Source organism: Streptomyces sp. NPDC055239, from assembly GCF_053606205.1.
On sequence record NZ_JBSGRD010000002.1, the window covers coordinates 537,540 to 561,779 of the forward strand.

Below are 24,240 nucleotides of genomic sequence, written 5' to 3' on the forward strand. Positions count from 1 at the left end.
ATGTCCGGAGCCTCAACAGCCCCGGGCGACCCCACCGCTGACGCCCATGCCGGGCGCCGCCTCGGGGACGCTCACCCGCGCCAGGAGGGCCCGCCGGACCTGCGCCTCGTGCCACCCGCCCTCGCGTCTTGGGGAACGGCGGCCCTGGCGCTGGACGCACCGCCCCGATGGGTGATCGCAGCAGTGGCGGTCTGCGTGGGGGTGGCAGGCGCCCTGTTGGTGGCGTGGACGGTGCGGGGGCGGCCGGCGGGTGAGGGGCAGCACCCCTGGCGGCGGGTCTCGGCGGCGGCTGTCCTCCTCTGCGCTGCGGCGGGCGCTACCGCCGCGGCGCTGCACGGGGCCGACCTGCGCCGGGACCCGGTCCCGGCGCTGGCCCACCAATATGCCGAGGCGGAGGTGGATTTGGAGGTCACATCCGATCCCCGGCTCACCCGGCCCCGCGTCATGGGAGCCCAGGCCGCGCCGCCTTCCGTGATGCTGGACGCGGAGATCGTCCGGGTCACGACGCATGACGGCAAGACCTCGCTGACCCGCACCCCGGCCCTGGTCTTCGCGGAGGACCGAGAGGGGGACGGACGTGGCCGTAAGAGCGCGGCCGACAGCGGAGAATCCGCCGGCCCCTGGAGCAAGGCGCGTTGGCTCGCGCTCCTGCCTTCCACCAGGCTGCGCGTCCGGGCGAGCCTGTCGCCTCCCTTGCCGCAGAGTGACCGGGTCGCGGCGGTGGTCCGGGTGGCCGGAGAGCAGACGCCGCGGGTGATCGAGGACCCGTCAGGGCCGCAGCGCCTGGCGGGGCGGTTGCGGGGCGGGCTGCGGGAGGCCACCGATGGGCTGCCGCCCGATGCGCGGGCACTGTTGCCCGGTCTCGTCGTCGGGGACACCTCCCGCGTGCCGCCCGAGCTGGAAGAGGCCTTCAGGGCAACCGATCTGACGCACCTCCTCGCCGTGAGCGGGGCCAATCTCACGATCGTCCTCGCGCTGCTCATCGGCCCGCCGGGTCTTGCTCAGCGCGCCGAGCGGCGGGGTATCGCGCCACGCCTCGGGATCCCGCTGCGGGCGACCGCGCTGATCGGCGGCGCCCTCACGCTCGGCTTCGTCATCGTCTGCCGACCGGACCCGAGCGTGTTGCGGGCCGCGGCCTGCGGGGTGATCGCGCTGCTCGCCATCGGTACCGGACGGCGTCGGTCGCTGATCCCGGCCCTGGCCGCAGCCGTACTGCTGCTCGTCCTGTACGACCCGTGGCTGGCCCGCAGTCCCGGGTTCCTGCTCTCCGTCCTTGCCACCGGCGCCCTGCTCACCCTCGCCCCCAGGTGGAGTGCTGCCCTTCAAAGACGGCGGGTTCCCCCGCGCCTGGCCGAGGCGTTGGCCGCCGCGGGTGCGGCGCAGGCGGTGTGCGCGCCCGTCGTCGCCGTCATGGCGGCCCGGGTGAGCCTGGTGGCGATCCCCTGCAACCTCCTCGCGGAGGTGGCCGTCGCGCCCGCCACGGTTCTCGGCTTCGCCACGCTCGCGACGGCTCCATTGGCCATGCCGGTCGCCGAGTTCGTCGCCTGGTTCGCCAGTTGGCCCGCCGCGTGGATCGCGGACATCGCGCGCACGGGTGCGGCTCTGCCGGGGAGCGGAGTCGACTGGCCCGGCGGCTGGCGTGGTGGTCTGCTGCTCGCCCTGGCCACGGTCGGCGTGGTGCTGGTCGGCCGCAGGCTCATCAGGCACCCCTGGCTCAGCGCGGCCTGCGCTCTGCTGCTCCTCCTCGCGATCGTGCAACCCCCGCCCCTCGTCCGGGTGATCGCGGGCTGGCCGCCGCCCGGCTGGAGGTTCGCGATGTGCGATGTGGGCCAGGGTGATGCCACCGTGCTCGCCGCCGGTGACGGGGCGGGAGTGGTCGTCGACGCGGGTCCTGACCCGGTGCTCGTGGACCGCTGTCTGCGTCTGCTCGGCGTGACCCGTGTGCCGCTCGTCGTGTTGACCCACTTCCACGCGGACCACGTGGCGGGCCTGCCGGGCGTGCTGCGGGGGCGTTCGGTCGGGGCGATCCAGACGACGGGGTATCAAGAGCCACCCGAACAGGCGAAGTTCGTACGTGATCAGGCGGCCGCCCATCGGATTCCGGTGACCCGTGCCGTGGCGGGGGAGCGGCGCCGTGCGGGCGGCGGCGCACTCGACTGGCAGGTCCTCTGGCCCGCGGCGGAGGGCGCGGGCCCGGTGCCGACCCCCGATGGCCCGAACGACGCCAGCGTCACCCTGCTCGTCCGTGCCAAGGGAGTGACCCTGCTCCTGCTCGGCGATCTGGAGCCGCCCGCCCAGCGAGCCCTGTCACGCACCCCGGCCGTGGCGGCGCTGCCTCCCGTGGACGTGCTCAAAGTCGCCCATCACGGCTCGGCCTATCAGGACCCCGGACTCATGCGGCGGACCGCGCCGCGCCTCGCTCTCATTTCTTGTGGCAGGGACAACACGTACGGGCACCCGGCGCCCCGCACGGTCGCGGCGTTGCGGGCCGGGGGAGCGGAGGTGCTGCGGACGGATACGAACGGCTCGATCGCGGTCGTCGGGCCGACCGGCAGATCGGCGGCTCCGTCGGCGGGCGATGCGGCTCCCAGGCTGGAGGTGGCCACGCGAGCGCCCTAGCGATCCAGGCCGCTTGGTCCAGTCCGTCGGCCTCGACCGAATTGCAGCGAAGTGGGTTCGTGTTGCATCGAATGCCGCAACGGTGATCGAATGCCCCTTCGGGACAGGAGTTGTCAAGGTGCGCGGGGGTGTGTCGCATATGTTCGGCCGTTGGCTGGGAGACCGCAGGAACCGAGCCGGTCGGACCGATCGGGCCGGTGGAGCAGGAGGAGCCGGTGGCGCAGGGCTGACAGGCCGGGCAGGACGGGTCGGAGGGCCCTTGTCCGCCGTGGCGATTCCGCCCAACGCGGGCGTGCTCAGCTGCCGGGTGCTCGATCCCGTCAATGAGCCCGTGCGGCACGCGGAGTTCTCGGTCAGCGATGCCAAGGGGCGCAAGGTCGTCGGCGGCGGGCTCGACCCGTTCGGTTCGTTCGTCGCCACTGTTCCCGCCGGGGAGTACCGCTTGGCGGTCTCGGCGGAGGGGTTCACTCCGTACCGGGCGAACGCCACGGTCGGGGAGAGCGCGCACGCCTCCCTCGGTGACGTCATGCTCCAGATAGCTCAGCCCCCGGCGCTGCCCGAGCCCGGCGACTGGGAGATCGACCCCCAGCACACCTCGATCGCCTTCACCGCGCGGCACATCGGGCTTGCCCGTATCCACGGCCGGTTCAACAGCTTCGCGGGTGTCATACGGCTAGGGGAGCGCATGGAGGACTCCGCGATGCACGTCGTCATCGACGCCGCCTCCATCGACACCGCGGTGAAGATGCGGGACGACCACCTGCGCTCCGGTGACTTCCTCGACGTGGAGCGCTTCCCGACGATGGAGTTCTACAGCGACCGCTTCGTGCACAAGGGCGGCAGCCGCTGGGCGATCACGGGCGGCCTGACGCTGCACGGCGTCACGCGTACGGTCACGCTCGAGACGGAGTACCTCGGGGTGGGCCACGGCCTGGAGGGTGAGACCCGAGTCGCCTGCCGCGCCTCCACCGAGCTGCACCGCGACGACTTCACGATCAACTGGCAGACCATGCTCGCCCGCGGCATCGCGGCGGTCGGCCCCAGCATCACGATCGACCTCGACATCCAGGTCCTGCCCAAGAGCTGACGCCGGACCTCTGAGCGGGTCCCGTCAGGGAGCTTCGAGCCAGCCCTCGTGCTCCGCCGCCAGTTCGTCGAGCGCCGAGCGGTCGAGACGCCGCTCGGGGTCCTCGATCACGACGAGCCACTGGGCGTCCTCGGCGTCGTCCTCGCCGGCCAGGGCGTCGCGGACCAGTTGCGGCTGCTCGCGCACGCCGAAACGGTCGGGGAGTTCTTCCGCCACTTCTTCCGCGGCATCGCGGTCGGGCAGCACCAGGACATGTCGTACGTCGGTCACCGCCCCATTCTCCGGTACGGGGCGATCCTTCCGGGAACCGGCCGCACGGGACGGGCTGTCAGTGCCGCGTGGGATGCTTTACCGCGATGGCCAGGAAGACAGATACCGCCGACCCGCTTGCCCCTCTCACGCTCGCCGTGGGCCAGGAGGACCTCCTCCTCGACCGCGCCGTGCAGCAGGTGGTCGCGGCTGCCCGTGCTGCCGACGCGGACACGGACGTGCGCGACCTCACCTCCGACCAGTTGCAGCCCGGCACGCTCGACGAGCTGACGAGCCCCTCGCTCTTCGCCGAGCGCAAGGTCGTGATCGTCCGTAACGCGCAGGATCTGTCGGCCGACACGGTCAAGGACGTGAAGTCGTATCTCGGGTCCCCGGTCGAGGAGATCACCCTCGTCCTGCTGCACGCGGGCGGCGCCAAGGGCAAGGCGCTGCTCGACGCCGCCCGCAAGGCCGGGGCCCGCGAGGTCGCCTGCCCCAAGATGACCAAGGCCGCCGACCGGCTCTCGTTCGTACGGAGTGAGTTCCGTGCCCTGGGCCGTTCGGCGACGCCGGAGGCGTGCCAGGCCCTGGTCGACTCGATCGGCAGCGATCTGCGGGAGCTCGCGTCGGCGGTGTCCCAGCTGGTGTCGGACGTCGAGGGCACGATCGACGAGGCGATCGTCGGCCGCTATTACACGGGCCGCGCCGAGGCCTCCAGCTTCACCGTGGCCGACCGTGCCGTGGAGGGCAGGGCCGCCGAAGCGCTCGAAGCGTTGCGCTGGTCCCTGTCGACCGGCGTCGCCCCCGTCCTGATCACCAGCGCGCTCGCACAGGCCGTGCGGGCCATCGGGAAGCTCTCGTCCGCACGGGGTGGGCGGCCCGCCGACCTCGCCCGTGAGCTGGGCATGCCCCCCTGGAAGATCGACCGGGTCCGGCAGCAGATGCGGGGGTGGACGCCGGACGGGGTGGCGGTGGCTCTGCAGGCTTGCGCGGCTGCTGACGCGGGGGTCAAGGGCGGGGGCGATGATCCTGAGTACGCCCTGGAGAAGGCCGTCGTCACCATTGCCCGCGCTGCCCGGTCGCATCGCTGAGGCTTCCCCGCTGAGGCTGCCGGTTTCGAAGCCGCGGGCCCGCCGTAGCTGGTCGCGCAGTTCCCCGTGCCCCTTACGGGCCCCCTGCAAGGCACCCCGGACACAGCAATGCCCCCGGAGTGGGCCGGGGGCATCGTCGCAGCGTGGCGTACTGCGTGGTCTGTCCGCGATTCGAGGTAGAGGGCTCGAATTACCCTCGCGGGAGGATTGATCAGAGCCCCGGCGAGCCGGGGCAAGAGCTTCAGCCCTGGAGGGTCGCGACCTTCGAAGCAAGCGCCGACTTCTTGTTGGCGGCCTGGTTCTTGTGGATGACGCCCTTGGAGACGGCCTTGTCGAGCTCGCGCGAAGCTGCACGCGTCGCCTCGACGGCCTTCTGGGTGTCACCCGCGGCAACGGCCTCGCGGGCCTTGCGGATCGCGGTCTTCAGAGAAGACTTGACCGCCTTGTTGCGCTGACGCGCCTTCTCGTTGGTCTTGATCCGCTTGATCTGGGACTTGATGTTCGCCACGAAAGAGCCTTTTCAGGTTCAGGTACTGCAGAGGTACTGCAGATGAGTTTGTCTGACACGTGCCTCAGGGCCATCAGAACCGCGAGGGACCGAGAGGGTCAGGAGACACAGCTGCCCAGATTACCAGCCGCCCCACGACCGACCCAATCCGGGCTCGTCCCCCCGCCCTGACCTGCCCGATCCGGGCGCAGTGCCCCACCCATGGGACCATGGAATCTACGTATAGATCCGACCCGAGGCGACAGGCGCCTCAAGAGACAGGACCCTGCGTGCCCGCGACCCCTAAAAATGTGCCCGAGCCGAGCCGTACCGACCCGGCTCTGATCCGTAATTTCTGCATCATCGCGCACATCGACCACGGCAAGTCCACGCTCGCCGACCGCATGCTCCAGCTGACCGGTGTGGTCGACCAGCGGCAGATGCGCGCCCAGTACCTCGACCGCATGGACATCGAGCGTGAGCGCGGCATCACGATCAAGTCCCAGGCGGTGCGTCTGCCCTGGGCCCCCTTGGAGGGGCCCGAGCAGAGCAAGACCCACATTCTCAACATGATCGACACCCCGGGGCACGTGGACTTCACGTACGAGGTGTCGCGCTCGCTCGCGGCATGTGAGGGCACGGTCCTCCTCGTCGACGCGGCGCAGGGCATCGAGGCGCAGACTCTCGCCAACCTCTACCTGGCGATGGAGAACGACCTCAAGATCGTTCCCGTGCTCAACAAGATCGACCTGCCGGCCGCCCAGCCGGAGAAGTTCTCGGAGGAGCTCGCCAACCTCATCGGCTGCGACCCTGAGGACGTCCTCAAGGTCTCCGCGAAGACCGGCATGGGCGTCGAGGCGCTGCTCGACAAGGTCGTCGCCGAGGTTCCGCCTCCGGTCGGTGTGGCGGACGCGTCCGCGCGCGCGATGATCTTCGACTCGGTGTACGACTCCTACCGGGGCGTCGTGACGTACGTACGTGTCGTCGACGGCCAGCTCAACAAGCGTGAGCGGATCCGGATGATGTCCACCGGGGCCACGCACGAGCTGCTCGAGATCGGTGTGTCGTCCCCCGAGATGACCCCGTCCGACGGCATCGGCGTCGGCGAGGTGGGCTACATCATCACCGGCGTGAAGGACGTCCGTCAGTCCAAGGTCGGTGACACGATCACCTCCCTGCACAAGGGCGCGACCGAGGCCCTCGGCGGTTACAAGGACCCGAAGCCGATGGTCTTCTCGGGTCTCTATCCGCTGGACGGCTCGGAGTACCCGGACCTGCGCGAGGCCCTCGACAAGCTGCAGCTCAACGACGCAGCCCTGGTCTACGAGCCGGAGACCTCGGCCGCGCTCGGCTTCGGCTTCCGCGTCGGCTTCCTGGGTCTGCTGCACCTCGACGTGATCCGTGAGCGCCTCGAGCGCGAGTTCGGGCTCGACCTGATCGCCACCGCCCCCAACGTGGTCTACCGCGTGGACATGGAGGACGGCACCGAGCACACGGTCACCAACCCGAGCGAGTTCCCCGAGGGCAAGATCGACAAGGTCTACGAGCCTGTCGTACGCGCCACTCTCCTCGCGCCCAGCGAGTTCATCGGCTCGATCATGGAGCTCTGCCAGACCCGCCGCGGCACCCTCCTCGGCATGGACTACCTCTCCGAGGACCGGGTGGAGATCCGCTACACCCTCCCCCTCGCCGAGATCGTCTTCGACTTCTTCGACCAGCTGAAGTCCAAGACCCGGGGTTACGCGTCGCTTGACTACGAGCCCACCGGCGAGCAGTCCGCCGATCTGGTGAAGGTCGACATCCTGCTGCACGGCGACCGCGTCGACGCGTTCTCCGCCGTCACGCACAAGGACGCCGCGTACGCGTACGGCGTACGGCTCGTGGCCAAGCTGCGGGAGCTCATCCCGCGGCAGGCCTTCGAGATCCCCATTCAGGCCGCCATCGGCTCCCGGGTCATCTCCCGCGAGACCATCCGCGCCATCCGCAAGGACGTGCTCGCCAAGTGCTACGGCGGTGACATCTCCCGTAAGCGCAAGCTGCTCGAGAAGCAGAAGGAGGGCAAGAAGCGCATGAAGATGGTCGGCTCCGTCGAGGTGCCGCAGGAAGCCTTCATCGCGGTGCTCTCCAGCGACGACAGTGGTCCGGGCAAGGCGAAGAAGTAACTCTGGCCCCGTCCGGCACGGACGGCACAGAGGCATCTCAGTGGGTCCGTCGCGCTCTTGCGCGGCGGACCCGTTCTTGTATGAAGTGACAGGCAGAAGCCCCTTACGCGCTGGGCTTCAGCGCTCTACTCTGATCACTGCTCGTAGGTTACTCGCAAGTTAAACAAGACCAGCAGCCGCCAGCCAGTCGCCGCCATGTCGCGGGTCCGGAGGATGTCGTGAGCGACACACAGACCTTGATCGAGAACCGTCCGCCGTCCGTGGCGCATCTCTTCCTTGAGCGCGTGGCGGCCACGCCCGATGCAGAGGCCTACCGCTACCCAGTGCCGGCGGCCTCGGGCGACGGCCCCGACGAATGGAAGTCGCTGAGCTGGGCGCAGGCCGCCGAGCGCGTCTACGCCATCGCCGCGGGCCTGATCGAGCTCGGCCTCGCCCCCGAGGACCGGGTGGCGCTCGCCTCGTCCACGCGCGTCGAGTGGATCCTCGCCGACCTCGGCATCCTCTGCGCGGGCGCGGCCACCACCACGGTGTATCCGCAGACCAATGCCGAGGAGTCCACCTACATCCTGGCCGACTCCGGCAGCCGGGTCCTCATCGCCGAGAACGCCGCACAGCTCGCCAAGGCCCGCGAGAAGCGCGCCGAGCTGCCCGATCTCCGGCACGTCGTGGTGATCGACACAGAGGGCGCAGGACCCGCCGAGGGCGACCCCGAAGGCTGGGTGCTCACGCTCGCCGACCTGGAGGCGCGCGGCGCCGCCCATCTGGAGAAGAACCCCGAGGCCGTCAAGGAGCGGATCGCGGCGATCACCAAGGATCAGCTCGCCACGATCATCTACACCTCCGGCACCACGGGCCGCCCCAAGGGCGTGCGCCTGCCGCAGGACAACTGGTCGTACATGGCCAAGGCCATCGCGTCGACCGGTCTGCTCGGCCCGGACGACGTGCAGTACCTGTGGCTGCCGCTCGCGCACGTCTTCGGCAAGGTGCTGACCTCCGGGCAGATCGAGCTGGGTCACGTCACCGCGGTCGACGGCCGCGTCGACAAGATCATCGAGAACCTGCCGGTCGTGCAGCCGACGTACATGGCCGCCGTGCCGCGCATCTTCGAGAAGGTCTACAACGGGGTCGCGGCCAAGGCGCGGGCCGGTGGCGGCGCCAAGTACAAGATCTTCCTGTGGGCGGCCGACGTCTCCCGCGAGTACGCGAAGGTCAGCCAGGACAACTTCCGCAGGACCGGCAACGCGTCCGTGCCCTTCGCGCTCGGCGCCAAGCACAAGGTCGCCGACGCGCTCGTCTACTCCAAGCTGCGGGAGGCCTTCGGCGGACGCCTGCGCGCCGCCGTCTCCGGGTCGGCCGCGCTCGCACCCGACATCGGCTACTTCTTCGCCGGTGCGGGCATCCACATCCTGGAGGGCTACGGACTCACCGAGTCCTCCGCCGCCTCCTTCGTCAACCCCGGCGAGGCCTACCGGACCGGCACCGTCGGCAAGCCGCTGCCCGGCACCGAGGTCCGGATCGCGGACGACGGCGAGATCCTGCTGCGTGGCCCCGGCATCATGGAGGGCTACCACGGCCTCGACGAGAAGACGGCCGAGGTCCTCGAGTCCGACGGGTGGTTCCACACCGGGGACATCGGCGAGCTGTCCGAGGACGGCTACCTCCGGATCACCGACCGCAAGAAGGACCTGATCAAGACGTCCGGCGGCAAGTACATCGCGCCCGCCGAGGTCGAGGGCCAGTTCAAGGCCGTCTGCCCGTACGTCTCCAACATCCTGGTGCACGGCGCCGACCGGAACTTCTGCACCGCCCTGATCTCGCTCGACGAGCCGGCCATCCTGGCGTGGGCCAAGGACAACGGCCTGGACGGCAAGAGCTACGCCGACGTGGTCGCGGCCCCGGCGACGGTCGAGCTCATCGAGGGCTATGTGAAGCAGCTCAACGAAGGCCTCCAGCGCTGGCAGACCATCAAGAAGTTCAAGCTGCTGCCCCGCGACCTGGACATCGAGCACGGCGAACTGACGCCGAGCCTGAAGCTGAAGCGCCCTGTCGTCGAGCGGGAGTATCAGCACCTGATCGACGAGATGTACGCGGGATCGCGCGAGGCCTGAGCCTCAACTCCCGTACGCGGGCGGAGCGTCCGGAGTGTCCGGCCCATGGGTCAGATGGGTCAGACGCTCCGCCCGCGCCGCATCTCGTTCACCAGGTCCTCCATGTGCGTCACGTGGTGGCGCAGTTCGAGTACGTCGCCCAGGCTGCTCGCGGCCATGTGCGCCTCGATCGCCGAGAGGCGGGCCGCCAGCTCGGCGAACTGCTGCTGCTCGCGCGCCAGGATCTTCTCCAACTGCTGGTTCTTGCGGTGCAGTTCGAGGAAGACGGTGACCTTGGACCGCAGCACCCAGGGGTCGAACGGTTTGGTGAGGTAGTCCGCGGCGCCCGTCGCATAGCCCCGGAAGGCATAGCCCGCGTCGTTGTCGGTGCCCGTCAGGAAGATGATGGGCACGTCTTTGGTCTGGTCGAGCCGTTTGATGTTCGACGCGGTCTCGAAGCCGTCCATTCCCGGCATGCGTACGTCCAGGAGGATCACGGCGAATCGTTGCCGCAAGAGGGCCTTCATCGCCTCCTCGCCCGAACGCGCGCGCACCAGCGGCTCGTTGAGCGAACCCAGGACGGCTTCGAGCGCCATCAGGTTGTCCTCCATGTCGTCGACAAGGAGGATGCTCGCGCGGTTGTCGGTCATGACCTCAGTACTCATGGTGACGGTGCCTCATTCGGTCGTCGGCGGAACAGCAGCCTCCCCGAGAGCGTCTGCTGGTTCCGGAACAACGGGTTTCTCTTCTGCGGTGGGTGTGTCCAGCTCGTCCGTGTCGTTGCTCTCGGGGGCAAGGAGCGCACAGGCGACGGTGAGCAACTGGTCCACATCCACCGGTTTGGGTACGTAGTCGCTGGCGCCCTGTTCGATGGCCTTCTCGCGGTCGCCGGGCATTGCCTTGGCGGTCAGCGCGATGATGGGAAGGCCGGCCCAGCGGGGGGTGCGGCGGATCGCGGTGATGGTTTCGTACCCGTCCATCTCCGGCATCATGATGTCCATCAGGATCAGGTCTGTGTCGGGGTTGCGCTCCAGGGTCTCGATTCCTTCACGGCCGTTCTCCGCGTAGAGGACGGGCATGCCGACGCGGCTCAGTACATGGGTGAGCGCGAAGACGTTGCGGATGTCGTCGTCCACGATCAGGACGCGGCGCCCACGCAATATGCGACCGGCCGGGCCTTCCCTGTACTCCTCCAGTTTGGTGGGGGTCGGCCAGCTGTCGTTCTGTTCGTGGAAGGTGTGCGGGGACATGGTGACCCGCTCGTCGTGCGGCTCGGGCGTCGTCAGTTCCCTGGTCGCCGCGTACGCCACCGCTGCGGGCCCGTGTCCGGGGTGCACCACGGGGACGTACAGCGAGAAGGTGGAGCCCTGGCCCGGGCTGCTCTCCGCGGTGATGCGGCCGCCGAGGAGTCCGGCGATCTCGCGGCTGATGGAGAGGCCGAGGCCGGTGCCGCCGTACTTCCGGTTGGTGGTGCCGTCGGCCTGCTGGAACGCCTCGAAGATGGCAGGGAGCTGGTCGACCGGGATGCCGATGCCGGTGTCCTTGACGGCGAAGCAGAGCCGGTCGCCGTCGTGGAGCCGGTCACCGGTGTTCTTGACGCGGCTCACGCGCAGTTCGACGCGGCCGGTCGCGGTGAACTTGACCGCGTTCGACAGGAGGTTGCGCAGGATCTGCTGGAGCCGCTGCTCGTCCGAGAACATCTCGCGCGGTACGTCCTCGCCGACCGACACCTCGAAGGCGAGCCCTCGGTCGAGGGTGAGCGGGCGGAACGTCGCGTGGACGTAGTCGAGGACCTTGATCAGGGGGAGCTTCTTCGGGCGTACGTCCATCCGGCCCGCCTCGATCTTCGACAGGTCCAGGATGTCGTTGATGAGCTGGAGGAGGTCGGAGCCCGAGCGGTGGATCGTCGTCGCGAACTGCACTTCCTGGTCGGAGAGATGGCTGTCGGGATTGTCGGAGAGCAGCCGGGCCAGGATGAGCAGGGAGTTCAGCGGCGTGCGCAGCTCGTGCGACATGTTCGCCAGGAACTCCGACTTGTACTGCGAGGACGTGGCGAGGAGCGCCGCCTTCTCCTCCAGCTCGGCGTTCGAGCGCTGCAACTCCGCCTGCTGGAGCTGGAGTTCGTCCGAGCGGTCCTGGAGCTGCGTGGCGAGCCGCTGGGACTCGCTGAGCAGTGACTCCGTACGGGAGTTGGCGATGATCGTGTTGATCGCGACGCCGATGGTGCTCACGAACTGGTCGAAGAACGCGAGGTGCACGTCCGAGAAGCGGGAGAACGTGGCCAGCTCGATCACGCCGAGCAGCTTGTCCTCGAAGAGGATCGGGATGATCACCAGGCTGGCCGGCGTCGCGTCCCCGAGCCCCGAAATGATCTTGATGTAGTCGGGCGGCACCTCGTCGACGAGGATCCGCTTCTTCTCCAGGGCGGCCTGACGCACCAGGCCGTGCGCGGGCATCGCGCCCGTGTCGACGACCGAGCCCTGCCCCGATCCGTACCCGGCGATGAAGGCGAGTCCCTTGACGGGGGGAGCCTGCAGTGTCGTCGCGGTCTCTCCGGCGTCCGGGTCGGCCAGGAAGAAGGCGCCGTACTGCGCGTTCACCAGCGGGGTCAGCTCCCGCAGGATCAGGTCCGCGACCTCCATCAGGTCACGGTGGCCCTGCATCAGACCCGCGAGACGGGCGAGGTTCGACTCCAGCCAGTCCTTGGCACGGGTGGTCTCGCGCAGGTTGGAGACCATGACGTTGATGTTGTTCTTGAGCTCGGACACCTCGCCCCGGGTCTCGACGGTGATGGAGCGCGTCATGTCGCCCTGTGCCACGGCCGACGCGACCTCGGCGATCGCACGGACCTGCGTGGTGAGGTTCAGGGCGAGCTCGTTCACGTTCGTCGTCAGGCGCTTCCACGTGCCGTAGACGCCCTCGACCCTTGCCTGGCCGCCCAGTTGGCCCTCCGAACCGACCTCGCGGGCCACGCGGGTGACCTCAGAGGAGAAGGAGGACAGGGTGTCCACCATGGTGTTGATGGTGGTCTTCAGCTCCAGGATCTCGCCGCGCGCGTCCACGTCGATCTTCTTGGAGAGGTCGCCCTGGGCCACCGCCGTCGCGACCTGCGCGATGTTGCGGACCTGTCCCGTGAGGTTGTCGGCCATGTAGTTGACGTTGTCGGTGAGGTCCTTCCACACCCCCGACACACCGAGCACCTGGGCCCGCCCGCCGAGCCGGCCGTCGGTCCCGACCTCGCGGGCCACGCGGGTCACCTCGTCCGCGAAGGCACGCAGCTGCTCCACCATCGTGTTGACGGTGTCCTTCAGCTCCAGGATCTCGCCGCGCGCCGTCACCGTGATCATCTTGGACAGGTCGCCGTTGGCGACGGCCGTGGTGACCTGGGCGATGTTGCGCACCTGAGAGGTGAGGTTCAGCGCCATGAAGTTGACGTTGTCGGTGAGGTCCTTCCAGACCCCCGACACGCCGCGCACCTGGGCCTGGCCGCCGAGATTGCCTTCCGTGCCGACCTCGCGGGCGACGCGGGTGACCTCGTCGGCGAAGGCGGAGAGCTGGTCCACCATCGTGTTGATGGTCGACTTCAGTTCGAGGATCTCGCCCTTCGCCTCGACCGTGATCTTCTTGCCGAGGTCTCCCTGGGCGACGGCCGTCGACACGAGGGCGATGTTGCGCACCTGAGAGGTGAGGTTGTCCGCCATGAAGTTGACGTTGTCGGTGAGGTCCTTCCAGACCCCCGACACACCCCGCACCTGAGCACGGCCGCCGAGATTGCCTTCCGTGCCGACCTCGCGGGCCACGCGGGTGACCTCGTCCGCGAACGCGGAGAGCTGGTCCACCATCGTGTTCACCGTCGACTTCAGCTCCAGGATCTCGCCCCGGGCGTCGACGGTGATCTTCTGGCTCAGATCGCCGTTGGCGACGGCCGTGGTGACCTGGGCGATGTTGCGCACCTGAGAGGTGAGGTTCGACGCCATGAAGTTGACGTTGTCGGTGAGGTCCTTCCAGACCCCCGACACACCACGGGCCTGCGCCCGGCCGCCCAACTGGCCCTCGGTGCCGACCTCGCGGGCGACACGCGTCACCTCGGCCGCGAACGCGGAGAGCTGCTCGACCATCGTGTTGACGGTCAGCTTCAGTTCGAGCAGCTCGCCCGTCGCCTCGACGGTCACTGTCCGTGTCAGGTCACCCTGCGCGACCGCCGTCGTCACCAAGGCGATATCGCGCACCTGTGCGGTGAGCCGTGAGGCCATCGTGTTCACGGCCTCCGTCACGTCACGCCAACTGCCCGAGAGACCGCGCACCTTGGCGCGTCCGCCGAGCCGCCCCTCCGTGCCGACCTCGCGGGCGACGCGGGTGACCTCCCCCGTGAAGAGCGAGAGCTGGTCCACCATCGTGTTCACCGCGCGTCCCAGGCGCCGCAGATCGCCCCGCAGCTCGCGCGAACCGTCGTGCAGATCCACGCGCTGGGTGAGGTCGCCGCCCGCGACCGCGTTCAGGACGCGGGTGGCGTTGGCGGCGGGGGCGACAAGCGAGTTGAGCAGGGAGTTGATGTCCTGGACGCGCGTGGCCCAGCTGCCCTGCCCCGGGCTCGCGGAGAACCGTTCGTCGAGATGGCCGAGGCGGATGATCTCCCGCCGTACGCGGGCGAGTTCACCGTCGAAGTGGAGGGAGCGGTCCAGCATCTCGTTGAACACGGTGTGCAGCTCGGCCGTCAGGCCGTGGCCGCTCACCGCCACCTTGGTGAAGTCCCCGTCCCGTGCCGCCCGCATGGCGGCCAGGAGCGGGCGCAGGTCCGAGATCGCTTCCGGGGCGGGCTCCGGGGTTGATGGGGCCTTGTCCGGACCGTGTCCGGGAGTCGGCGAAGGTATCGCTTTCGGTGCCGGAATCCGACCGGAATCGAGCGCGGGCATAGCACTGTTCTCACTCATAGCGGCCCACTTCGGTAACTCGGTGCTTATGGGCATGGCCAGTCTGTCACTCTGTCGGTGTCGCCTGAGGCGTATTCGACCGAACTGCTCAGGAGCCGAAACGTGGGGTCCATTCCGATGCAACGGGAGACCACTTTCCGTGCGTCCACCCAGCCCGGGCACCAGCCCGGCCCGCCCGCTGTGGTGTGCACATCATTGCCCGGCAACCCGTTGGCGCCCGCAGCCGCACGCAAGTTCGTGCGCGCGGCGCTCGCCGACTGGACCGAGCTGTCAGTTCCCGCGGCGGCGGGGATAACGGAGCGTGTCACTGACGATGCCGTGCTGCTGGTCAGCGAACTCGTCACGAACGCCGTCGTACACGCGGGCACGACGGTCGAGCTGCTGTGCCGGCTCGACGAGGCGGGCCTCGGGGAGGAGACCGACACCCTGGTCATCGAGGTGTCCGACCACCACCCCGCCCGCGCGGTCCGCAGCGATCCCAAGCACCAGCCGCCGGGCACACCCGAGTACGGCAGGGGCCTCCAGCTCGTCGCGGCCCTCTCCGACTCCTGGGGCATCACCTACCGCACCGGCACCAAGGCCGTCTGGGCCCGTATCCCGGTCGGAGGCGCGCAGGCCATGCAGGAGATCGAGTCGTACGCGACCGAACAGGCCATACAGCGCGGCCTTCGCGGCACGGAGATCCTCGCGCCGCTGCCGAAGCGGATCACGCACGAGACGGAGTGGGTCAACCGCGGTGCGCTCACCTTCCTCGCCGAGGCGTCCGACTTGCTAGCCGGGCAGTTCGACGAGGAACTGGTGGCCGCTCTCGCCGGGCAGCTCCTCGTGCCACGGCTCGCCGACTGGTGCGCGGTGTGGCTCGACGACGAATCGGAGGCCGCACCGCGCGGCGCCGAGGGCGGCGGTACGTCGTCGCGGCTCGCCCGCGTCTGGCACGCCAGCGAGCAGCGCATGGAGGAACTGCGCCGCAGCCTGGAGAAGGACCCGCCCCGGCTGCCCGAATCGGCGGGATCCGGCGCCGTCCCCGTGCCGTGGCCCGGCGAGGCCGTTGCCGAGGAGGTACCCGCCGCCGAGGCGTCCGGCACGGCCCTGGCCTACCGGCTCATCGCGGGCGGCGGTTCGCTGGGCACGCTCGTCATCGGGCGGGCCGGGGAGATGCGCTTCGCCGACGAAGTCACCGGCCTCATCGAGGACTTCAGCCGCCGCGTCGCGCTCGCCATCAGCGCGGCGCGCCGCTATCAGCGGCAGGCCACCATCAGCCAGGTCCTGCAGCGCGGCCTGCTGCCGAGCTCCGTCGCGGACATCCCCGGCATGCACAGCGGCGTGGTCTACGAGCCGCGGGACAAGGGCGGCCCCGGCGGCGACTTCTACGACGTGTTCCAGGCGGGCAAGGGCCGCTGGTGCTTCGCGCTCGGCGACGTACAGGGCAAGGGCGTCGAGGCGGCCGTCGTGATCGGCCTCGCCCGGCCGTGGCTGCGGCTGCTCGCCCGCGAGGGGTACGAGGTCGCGGAGGTCCTCGACCGCCTCAACCAGCTCCTCCTCGACGACGCGACGGAGGCGGCGGACGCGGCGGCGGCGGTGGTCGCGGTCGCGGGCGGCCAGAGCGTGCCGACCGACGGGGCCACATCCCGCTTCCTCTCCCTGCTCTACGGCGAGCTGGTGCCCATGGACGGCGGCGGCGTCCGCTGCACGGTGGCGAGCGCGGGACATCCGCTGCCGCTCCTCCTCTCCCCGGACGGAACGGTCCAGTCCGCGGCCACGCCCCAGCTCCTTCTCGGGGTCGTCGACGACGCGAAGTACACGAGCGAAACGTTCGAGCTGTGGAAGGGCGACACCCTGCTCTGCGTCACGGACGGCGTGACGGAGCGCCGGGCCGGCCGAGAGATGTTCGACGACGGCGACGGCCTCGCCACGGCGTTCGCGAGCTGCGCGGGCCTGGACGCGGCGCTGGTGGCGGAACGGATCAGGAGACTGGTGCACGAGTTCTCGGAGAAGCCGCTGGACGACGACATGGCGGTGCTGGTGTTGCAGGCGCAGTGATCTCGCCGCTCGGCGTATCTGCGGGCGGCGTCGGGTTGCTCGGCGGTGCGGGACAATCGAAGGTATGCCTTCCGCACTGCCCGATGGTGAGCCCATGCCCGAGGACGGCGCGCTGCCCGCGTCCGCCCTACAGGGAGCGGGGGCCCGTCCGCTCGGCTTCTACCTCCACGTCCCGTACTGCGCCACGCGCTGCGGCTACTGCGACTTCAACACCTACACGGCGACCGAGCTGCGCGGCTCCGGCGGCGTGCTCGCCTCACGCGACAACTACGCGGACACCCTGATCGACGAGGTGCGGCTCGCGCGGAAGACCCTGGGCGACGACCCGCGCCCGGTGCGGACCGTCTTCGTCGGGGGCGGTACGCCGACGCTGCTCGCCGCATCCGACCTCGTCCGCATGCTGGGTGCGGTCCGGGAGGAGTTCGGGCTCGCGGACGACGCGGAGATCACCACCGAGGCGAACCCCGAGTCCGTCGACCCGGCATACCTGAGCGAGCTGCGGGCCGGGGGATTCAACCGCGTCTCCTTCGGGATGCAGAGCGCGAAACAGCACGTACTGAAGGTGCTCGACCGTACGCACACGCCCGGGCGCCCCGAGGCATGCGTGGCGGAGGCGCGGGCGGCGGGCTTCGACCACGTCAACCTGGACCTCATCTACGGCACGCCGGGCGAGACGGACGACGACTGGCGGGCCACCCTCGACGCCGCGATCGGCGCCGGACCCGACCACGTCAGCGCCTACGCCCTGATCGTCGAGGAGGGCACGCAGCTGGCGCGGCGTATCCGGCGCGGGGAGGTGCCGATGACGGACGACGACGTCCACGCGGACCGGTATCTGATCGCCGACGAGGTGCTCGGGGGCGCGGGCTTCTCCTGGTACGAGGTGTCCAACTGGGCCACCTCCGAGGCCGGGCGCTGCCTGCACAACGAGTTGTACTGGCGGGGGGCCGACTGGTGGGGGGCCGGGCCGGGGGCCCACAGCCATGTGGGGGGTGTGCGGTGGTGGAACGTGAAGCATCCCGGGGCTTATGCGGGGGCGCTTGCCGCTGGGCGCTCGCCCGGTGCCGGGCGGGAAATTCTCGCCGATGAGGACCGGCGGGTGGAGCGGATCCTTCTCGAGCTGCGGCTGCTCGAAGGGTGCCCGTTGACGCTGCTGCACCCTGCGGGTCTTGCTGCTGCGGGGCGTGCGCTCGCCGATGGGCTGCTTGAGGCGGGGCCCTATGGGGAAGGGCGTGCGGTGCTTACGTTGCGGGGGCGGTTGCTGGCGGATGCGGTGGTGCGGGATCTGGTGGACTGAGGTTAGGGCGATCCCTGCGGGGCTTTCCCCAATCCCGCCCCTTCCCGAACTGGGGCTCCGCCCCAGACCCCGGTCCTCAAACGCCGGACGGGCTGAAAAGAACGAACGCGCGGGCCGATGTTCAGGAGGCGACGCGGGGTAATCGGGTGGGCGGGCGGGAAAAATCCGCCGCGGAGCGGCGGCCTATGCCTCCGTCCCCGTGACGAAGTCGATCAGTTCCTCCACGCGGCCGAGGAGCGCCGGCTCAAGATCCCGGTAACTGTGCACCGAACCCAGGATCCGCTGCCACGCCGCCCCCGTGTTCAGGGGCCAGCCCAGCGCCTCGCAGACGCCCGTCTTCCAGTCCTGCCCGCGCGGGACGCGGGGCCATGCCTCGATCCCCACCGACGACGGCTTCACCGCCTCCCACACGTCGATATAGGGGTGCCCCACCACCAGCGCCGATGAAGAACTCACCTCCGCCGCGATCCTCGACTCCTTGGAGCCGGGTACCAAGTGGTCCACCAGGACGCCGAGGCGGGCGTCGGGGCCGGGGGAGAACTCCGTGACGATCGCGGGGAGGTCGTCGATGCCCTCCAGGTACTCGACGACCACGCCCTCGATGCGCAGGTCGTCACCCCACACCCGCTCGACGAGCTCCGCGTCGTGCCGCCCCTCGACGTAGATCCGACCGGCACGGGCGACCCGGGCCCGCGCTCCCGGTACGGCCACCGAACCGGACGCGGTACGTGTGGGACGTACAGGAGGAGCGGTCGCGGACGGGCGGACGAGGGTGACCGTCCTGCCCTCCAGGTCGAAGCCCGCGGGAGTCATCGGGAAGACCCGCTGCTTGCCGAAGCGGTCCTCCAGGGTCACCGTCGGACCCTCCGCCGTCTTCTCGCAGCGGATCACCGCTCCGCAGAAACCGGTGCTCAGCTCCTCCACCACGAGGTCCGCCTCCGCGGCGACCTCCGGCACGGGCTTCGGCTTCTTCCATGGCGGGGTGAGGTCTGCGGAGTACTGGCGCATTCGCATGACGATAAGAGAAAGGGCGTACGACCGGCTACGACACGCCGAAGCGGGCCGCCAGTGTGGCGCGTTGCGCGCGGACAAAAGCCGCATCGACCACCGCACCGTGCCCCGGCACGTACAGCGCGTCATCGCCGCCCAGGTCGAGGAGCCGGTCGAGCGCCGCCGGCCACCGCTGCGGTACCGCGTCGTCACCCGCCTGCGGTTCGCCCGACTCCTCGACCAGATCTCCGCAGAAGACGATCTCCGGAGAGCCGTCCGTGCCGGGGACCAGGACCGCCAGGTCGTGGCCCGTGTGACCCGGGCCGACGTTCGCGAGCAGGACCTGTACCCCGCCGCCCAGGTCGAGCGTCCACTCCCCGCACACCGAGTGGTGTGGCCGTACGAGCAGGTCGGCGGCCTCCGCGGCGGCGTCCGGGGTGACGCCGTGCCGGACCGCCGACGCACGCAGTTCGTCACGGCCCCCGGCGAGGACCGTGTCGATGCCGACCGCGCCGTACACCTCCACGCCCGCGAACGCCGCCGCGCCCAGGACGTGGTCGAAGTGCGGGTGCGTCAGGGCGAGATGGGTGACCCGGCGGCCCCCGCCGAGAATGCCGCGCGCCTGCGTGCGCAGCTCCGCTCCCTCGCGCAGGGTCGCCCCCGCCTCGATCATCAGCGCCGATTCGCCGCCGACCACCAGGCCCGCCGTGCAGTCCCAGACCGGGAGGCGCCGCCGCCCCACGTGCGGCGCGAGCCGCTCCCAGCCCGCCTCGTCCCATGCCAGTGCCACGTTCATAAGCCGACGCTAGCCCCGTACGGGCGCCTTGGCAGCCGCTGCCTTGCCGGTTGAACCGACATAGGGGGTCCGGCCCTTGCCGGGGTCGTACCTCGCGGCCGTACACTGGGCGCGGTAATGGCTGGCACTCACCCGAGGGGAGTGCCAGGCGGGTCGCAGGGCAGTAGAGGTTTCAGGGCAAAAAGGTGGAGGTGTGCGCGGATGCTCAATGAACGCAGGCTCGAAGTGCTGCGCGCCATCGTCCACGACTATGTCGGCACCGAGGAGCCCGTCGGCTCCAAGGCGCTCACCGAGCGGCACAGCCTCGGGGTCTCCCCGGCCACCGTCCGCAACGACATGGCGGCACTGGAGGAGGAAGGGTTCATCGCCCAGCCTCATACGAGTGCGGGGCGCATCCCGACCGACAAGGGGTACCGCCTCTTCGTCGACCGGCTCGCGGGCGTCAAGCCGATGGCGGCGCCGGAGCGCAGGGCCATCCAGAACTTCCTCGACGGCGCCGTCGACCTCGACGACGTCGTGGCGCGCACGGTGCGGCTGCTCGCGCAGCTGACCCGGCAGGTCGCGGTCGTGCAGTACCCGTCGCTCACGCGGTCGACGGTGCGGCACGTGGAGCTGCTCTCGCTGGCTCCCGCCCGTCTGATGCTCGTGCTGATCACGGACACGGGCCGGGTCGAGCAGCGCATGATCGACTGTCCCGCCCCGTTCGGTGAGACCTCGCTCGCGGATCTGCGGGCGCGGCTCAACAGCAGGGTCGCGGGCCGTCGCTTCGCGGACGTGCCGCAGCTGGTGCAGGACATGACGGAGTCCTTCGACGCGGAGGACAGGGGCACGGTGGCGACAGTGCTCTCCACGCTCCTCGAAACCCTCGTCGAGGAGACCGAGGAACGGTTGATGATCGGCGGAACGGCCAATCTCACCCGCTTCGGACATGACTTTCCCCTCACCATCAGGCCCGTACTCGAGGCCCTTGAGGAGCAGGTCGTTCTGCTCAAGTTGCTTGGCGAGGCCACAGATTCGGGCATGACCGTACGGATCGGTCATGAGAACGCCCATGAGGGACTCAGCTCTACGTCCGTGGTCTCCGTCGGCTACGGTTCGGGCAGCGAGGCAGTAGCCAAACTCGGCGTGGTCGGCCCGACCCGCATGGACTATCCGGGAACGATGGGAGCAGTACGCGCAGTGGCACGTTACGTCGGACAGATCCTGGCGGAGTCGTAAGTGGCCACGGACTACTACGCCGTACTAGGCGTGCGCCGCGACGCTTCCCAGGACGAAATCAAGAAGGCCTTCCGGAGGCTTGCGCGAGAGCTTCACCCGGATGTGAATCCGGATCCGAAGACTCAGGAGCGCTTCAAGGAGATCAACGCCGCGTACGAGGTGTTGTCGGACCCGCAGAAGAAGCAGGTCTACGACCTCGGCGGCGACCCGCTGTCCCAGGCGGGCGGCGGCGGTGCGGGCGGTTTCGGAGCCGGTGGCTTCGGCAACTTCTCGGACATCATGGACGCGTTCTTCGGGACGGCGTCGCAGCGTGGCCCCCGGTCGCGCACGCGCCGTGGCCAGGACGCCATGATCCGGCTCGAGATCGACCTGGACGAGGCGGCCTTCGGGACCACCAAGGACATACAGGTCGACACGGCGGTCGTCTGTACGACCTGCAGCGGTGAAGGTGCCGCGCCGGGAACGTCCGCTCAGACGTGTGACATGTGCCGCGGTCGCGGCGAGGTGTCGCAGGTCACGCGGTCGTTCCTCGGTCAGGTCATGACGTCGCGGCCGTGCCCGCAGTGTCAGGGCTTCGGCACGGTCGTGCCCACCCCGTGCCCGGAGTGCGCCGGCGACGGCCGCATCCGGTCGCGGCGGACGCTCACCGTGAAGATCCCCGCCGGTGTCGACAACGGCACGCGGATCCAGCTCGCGGGCGAGGGCGAGGTCGGCCCCGGTGGCGGCCCCGCCGGTGACCTGTACGTGGAGATCCACGAGCTGCCGCACGCTGTGTTCCAGCGGCGCGGGGACGACCTGCACTGCACGGTCACCATTCCGATGACGGCCGCGGCTCTGGGCACCAAGGTGCCCCTGGAGACGCTGGACGGCCTGGAAGAGGTCGACATCCGGCCGGGCACGCAGTCCGGCCAGTCGGTGCCGCTGCACGGCAGGGGCATCACGCACCTGCGGGGCGGCGGGCGAGGTGACCTCATCGTGCACGTCGAGGTCCTCACGCCGAGCAAGCTGGACGCGGAGCAGGAGCGGGTCCTTCGGGAGCTCGCCGTGCTGCGGGGCGAGGAGCGGCCCACGGGGCAGTTCCAGCCGGGGCAGCAGGGGTTGTTCTCGCGGTTGAAAGATGCGTTCAACGGGCGGTAGCGCCTAGAGCGGTGTCTCTTTGTGCCCCCGGTTGCGGATAGCCGCTCCGGGGGCACTTTGCTGTCTTCGGCCGCGGGCCGTACGTGGTTGCTCGCGCCCCGCGGCGGAGCCGCAATATGACACAGCCTCGCGCCCCTTGCGGGGCCCTCGCAAGGCGCGATTCGGACGGTTGCGCCGCGCATGGCACGATGCGTTCATGTCCTCCGCACTGACCGATCTCTGCCGCCTTCCGATCGTGCAGGCCCCTATGGCGGGCGGCGCCTCGTGCCCCCAGCTCGCCGCGGCCGTTTCCGAGGCCGGGGGGCTCGGTTATCTCGCCGCCGGGTACAAAACCGCCGACGGGATGTACCAGGAGATCAAACAGTTGCGCGGGCTCACGAGCAGGCCCTTCGGTGTGAATCTCTTCATGCCGCAGCCCGAGTACGCCGATGCCGCCGCCGTCGATGTCTACCGCAACCAGCTCGCCGGTGAGGCCACCTGGTACGAGACACAGCTCGGCGATCCGGACAGCGGCCGTGACGACGGCTACGACGCCAAGCTCGCGATCCTCATCGAGGACCCGGTGCCGCTGGTGTCGTTCACCTTCGGGTGCCCCACCCGCGACGTCTTCGACTCCTTCGCACGGGTCGGCACGATCACCGTCGCCACCGTCACCACGCCCGAAGAGGCACAGACCGCCCAGTGGTCCGGCGCCGACGCCGTGTGCGTGCAGGGCATCGAGGCGGGCGGCCACCAGGGCACGCACCGCGACAACCCCGAGACGGACGGCGCCGGGCTCGGCCTCCTCTCGCTCATCGCGCAGGTGCGCGACACCGTGCAGATCCCGATCGTCGCGGCCGGTGGCCTGATGCGCGGCTCGCAGATCGCCGCGGTGCTCGCGGCGGGCGCCGACGCGGCGCAGCTCGGCACGGCCTTCCTGGTCTGCCCCGAGTCGGGCGCGAACGTCCTGCACAAGCAGGCCATGACCAACCCGCTGTTCACCCGCACCGAACTGACCCGCGCCTTCTCCGGCCGTCCCGCACGGGGCCTGGTCAACCGCTTCATGCGCGAGCACGGCCGGTACGCCCCCGCCGCCTACCCCCAGATCCACCACCTCACCAGCGGCCTGCGCAAGGCCGCCGCCAAGGCCGGTGACGCGCAGGGCATGGCGCTGTGGGCGGGGCAGGGACACCGCATGGCGCGAGAGCTCGAGGCCGGGCAGCTCGTGGAGGTCCTCGCGGCCGAACTGGACGAGGCGAAGGCCGCGTTGGCGTCCGGAGGGCAGCAGGAAACCCAGCCCGGGGACCAGGCGTGACCGCGCCCGTCTTCGTCGTCGAGACCTTCGAGAACACTGCCTCGGGCGGCGAAGGGCGCTACGTACTCGATGGTCCCGAAGGGCGTCATGCCGTGTCGGTGAAGCGGCTGCACGCCGGTGAGGACGTCGTCCTGACCGACGGGGCCGGGCGCTGGGCCGACTGCGTGGTCGTCGACACCGAGGGCAAGGACCGGCTGATCCTGCGGATGGACTCCGTGCGGGAAGAGGCGGCCCAGGAGCCCCGGATCACCGTCGTACAGGCGCTGCCCAAGGGCGACCGGGGCGAAGTCGCCGTCGAGACCATGACGGAGACGGGCGTCGACCGGGTCGTGCCCTGGTCCGCGTCCCGCTGCATCACGCAGTGGAAGGGCGAGCGCGGGCTCAAGGCGCTCGGCAAGTGGCGCGCGACGGCACGCGAGGCGGGCAAGCAGTCCCGCCGGGTGCGCTTCCCCGAGGTCGCCGATGCCGCGTCGACCAAGCAGGTGGCGGCGCTGCTCGCCGCGGCCGACTTCGCCGCCGTCCTGCACGAGGAGGGCAGCGAGCCGCTCGCCACGGCGGATCTTCCGGCGGCCGGGCACATCGTCCTGGTGGTCGGCCCCGAAGGCGGCGTGTCCCCGGACGAGCTCGCCGCGTTCGCCGCGGCGGGCGCCAAGCCGTACCGCCTGGGGCGTAGCGTGTTGCGTACGTCGACCGCGGGGACGGCGGCGGCCGCACTGCTCCTGGGACGCACGGGCCGCTGGTCCTGAACCCCCGCG

The 24,240-nt window shown here is 69.9% G+C and carries 17 protein-coding genes; 11 read left to right on the forward strand and 6 right to left on the reverse strand.

The features are described from left to right. Positions 1-2,619: a ComEC/Rec2 family competence protein gene (locus tag ACWFRJ_RS08575; protein ID WP_453525865.1), complete on the forward strand. Its 2,619-nt coding sequence runs from the start codon at positions 1-3 to the stop codon at positions 2,617-2,619. A 139-nt stretch (positions 2,620-2,758) separates the two neighbouring features. After that, positions 2,759-3,706: a YceI family protein gene (locus tag ACWFRJ_RS08580; protein ID WP_453527124.1), complete on the forward strand. Its 948-nt coding sequence runs from the start codon at positions 2,759-2,761 to the stop codon at positions 3,704-3,706. A gap of 24 nt (positions 3,707-3,730) precedes the next feature. Here ACWFRJ_RS08580 and ACWFRJ_RS08585 read toward each other — a convergent pair whose 3' ends face one another. After that, entirely contained in the window at positions 3,731-3,976 is a 246-nt protein-coding gene (locus ACWFRJ_RS08585) for a hypothetical protein (protein ID WP_453525868.1), read from the reverse strand. A gap of 86 nt (positions 3,977-4,062) precedes the next feature. Between ACWFRJ_RS08585 and holA the strand changes: the two genes are divergently transcribed. Continuing rightward, positions 4,063-5,046 carry a DNA polymerase III subunit delta gene (gene holA / locus ACWFRJ_RS08590; protein WP_453525871.1) on the forward strand — a complete coding sequence of 328 codons (984 nt, stop codon included), beginning with the start codon at positions 4,063-4,065 and terminating at the stop codon, positions 5,044-5,046. Between the two features lie 241 nt (positions 5,047-5,287). Here the strand turns inward: holA and rpsT are convergent, their stop codons facing one another. Continuing rightward, positions 5,288-5,554 (reverse strand): 30S ribosomal protein S20, encoded by a 267-nt coding sequence (rpsT, locus tag ACWFRJ_RS08595; RefSeq protein ID WP_361189105.1) that lies wholly within the window; start codon positions 5,552-5,554, stop codon positions 5,288-5,290. A 269-nt stretch (positions 5,555-5,823) separates the two neighbouring features. On the opposite strand from rpsT, the gene lepA reads away from it, so the two are divergent. Together lepA and ACWFRJ_RS08605 are read left to right on the forward strand one after the other, a co-directional pair. Next, positions 5,824-7,695 (forward strand): translation elongation factor 4, encoded by a 1,872-nt coding sequence (gene lepA / locus ACWFRJ_RS08600; protein ID WP_453525874.1) that lies wholly within the window; start codon positions 5,824-5,826, stop codon positions 7,693-7,695. Positions 7,696-7,913: 218 nt separating this feature from the next. After that, on the forward strand, positions 7,914-9,803 hold the full coding sequence (locus tag ACWFRJ_RS08605) for an AMP-dependent synthetase/ligase (RefSeq protein WP_453525877.1): 1,890 nt from the start codon (positions 7,914-7,916) through the stop codon (positions 9,801-9,803). A gap of 59 nt (positions 9,804-9,862) precedes the next feature. Here the strand turns inward: ACWFRJ_RS08605 and ACWFRJ_RS08610 are convergent, their stop codons facing one another. Further along, positions 9,863-10,447: a response regulator gene (locus ACWFRJ_RS08610; protein WP_453525880.1), complete on the reverse strand. Its 585-nt coding sequence runs from the start codon at positions 10,445-10,447 to the stop codon at positions 9,863-9,865. Positions 10,448-10,459: 12 nt separating this feature from the next. After that, positions 10,460-14,554 carry a HAMP domain-containing protein gene (locus tag ACWFRJ_RS08615; protein WP_453525883.1) on the reverse strand — a complete coding sequence of 1,365 codons (4,095 nt, stop codon included), beginning with the start codon at positions 14,552-14,554 and terminating at the stop codon, positions 10,460-10,462. A 261-nt stretch (positions 14,555-14,815) separates the two neighbouring features. Here ACWFRJ_RS08615 and ACWFRJ_RS08620 point away from each other — a divergent pair, with 261 nt between their 5' ends. Continuing rightward, positions 14,816-16,753: a SpoIIE family protein phosphatase gene (locus tag ACWFRJ_RS08620; protein ID WP_453525886.1), complete on the forward strand. Its 1,938-nt coding sequence runs from the start codon at positions 14,816-14,818 to the stop codon at positions 16,751-16,753. Positions 16,754-16,817: 64 nt separating this feature from the next. Continuing rightward, a complete protein-coding gene (gene hemW, locus ACWFRJ_RS08625) occupies positions 16,818-18,050 on the forward strand; it encodes a radical SAM family heme chaperone HemW (RefSeq protein WP_453525889.1) in 1,233 nt (410 codons plus the stop codon). Positions 18,051-18,233: 183 nt separating this feature from the next. On the opposite strand, the gene ACWFRJ_RS08630 is transcribed toward hemW, so the two are convergent. Both ACWFRJ_RS08630 and ACWFRJ_RS08635 read right to left on the reverse strand, forming a co-directional pair. Next, positions 18,234-19,058 carry a DUF3097 domain-containing protein gene (locus ACWFRJ_RS08630; protein ID WP_453525892.1) on the reverse strand — a complete coding sequence of 275 codons (825 nt, stop codon included), beginning with the start codon at positions 19,056-19,058 and terminating at the stop codon, positions 18,234-18,236. A 34-nt stretch (positions 19,059-19,092) separates the two neighbouring features. Next, positions 19,093-19,836, reverse strand: a complete 744-nt coding sequence (locus ACWFRJ_RS08635; protein ID WP_453525895.1) for an MBL fold metallo-hydrolase — start codon at positions 19,834-19,836, stop codon at positions 19,093-19,095. A 201-nt stretch (positions 19,837-20,037) separates the two neighbouring features. On the opposite strand from ACWFRJ_RS08635, the gene hrcA reads away from it, so the two are divergent. From hrcA to ACWFRJ_RS08655, 4 genes are all read left to right on the forward strand, one after another. Continuing rightward, the gene (gene hrcA / locus ACWFRJ_RS08640) at positions 20,038-21,054 is read left to right on the forward strand and encodes a heat-inducible transcriptional repressor HrcA (protein ID WP_249589973.1); all 1,017 of its coding nucleotides are present in this window, start codon (positions 20,038-20,040) and stop codon (positions 21,052-21,054) included. Next, the gene (gene dnaJ, locus ACWFRJ_RS08645; RefSeq protein ID WP_361828118.1) at positions 21,055-22,191 is read left to right on the forward strand and encodes a molecular chaperone DnaJ; all 1,137 of its coding nucleotides are present in this window, start codon (positions 21,055-21,057) and stop codon (positions 22,189-22,191) included. Between the two features lie 196 nt (positions 22,192-22,387). After that, positions 22,388-23,485 (forward strand): nitronate monooxygenase, encoded by a 1,098-nt coding sequence (locus ACWFRJ_RS08650; RefSeq protein ID WP_453525898.1) that lies wholly within the window; start codon positions 22,388-22,390, stop codon positions 23,483-23,485. After that, positions 23,482-24,231: a 16S rRNA (uracil(1498)-N(3))-methyltransferase gene (locus tag ACWFRJ_RS08655; protein WP_453525901.1), complete on the forward strand. Its 750-nt coding sequence runs from the start codon at positions 23,482-23,484 to the stop codon at positions 24,229-24,231. Before ACWFRJ_RS08650 ends, ACWFRJ_RS08655 begins: the two co-directional genes overlap by 4 nt. The last annotated feature ends 9 nt before the right edge of the window (positions 24,232-24,240 follow it).

Excerpts from the sequence above, each read along its gene's own strand:
- ACWFRJ_RS08650 (WP_453525898.1), top strand. The coding sequence starts at position 22,388 with ATGTCCTCCGCACTGACCGATCTCTGCCGCCTTCCGATCGTGCAGGCC.
- ACWFRJ_RS08635 (WP_453525895.1), bottom strand. The coding sequence starts at position 19,836 with ATGAACGTGGCACTGGCATGGGACGAGGCGGGCTGGGAGCGGCTCGCG.
- holA (WP_453525871.1), top strand. The coding sequence starts at position 4,063 with ATGGCCAGGAAGACAGATACCGCCGACCCGCTTGCCCCTCTCACGCTC.
- hrcA (WP_249589973.1), top strand. The coding sequence starts at position 20,038 with ATGCTCAATGAACGCAGGCTCGAAGTGCTGCGCGCCATCGTCCACGAC.
- hemW (WP_453525889.1), top strand. The coding sequence starts at position 16,818 with ATGCCTTCCGCACTGCCCGATGGTGAGCCCATGCCCGAGGACGGCGCG.
- ACWFRJ_RS08580 (WP_453527124.1), top strand. The coding sequence starts at position 2,759 with ATGTTCGGCCGTTGGCTGGGAGACCGCAGGAACCGAGCCGGTCGGACC.
- ACWFRJ_RS08615 (WP_453525883.1), bottom strand. The coding sequence starts at position 14,554 with ATGCGGGCGGCACGGGACGGGGACTTCACCAAGGTGGCGGTGAGCGGC.
- ACWFRJ_RS08630 (WP_453525892.1), bottom strand. The coding sequence starts at position 19,058 with ATGCGCCAGTACTCCGCAGACCTCACCCCGCCATGGAAGAAGCCGAAG.
- ACWFRJ_RS08610 (WP_453525880.1), bottom strand. The coding sequence starts at position 10,447 with ATGAGTACTGAGGTCATGACCGACAACCGCGCGAGCATCCTCCTTGTC.
- ACWFRJ_RS08575 (WP_453525865.1), top strand. The coding sequence starts at position 1 with ATGTCCGGAGCCTCAACAGCCCCGGGCGACCCCACCGCTGACGCCCAT.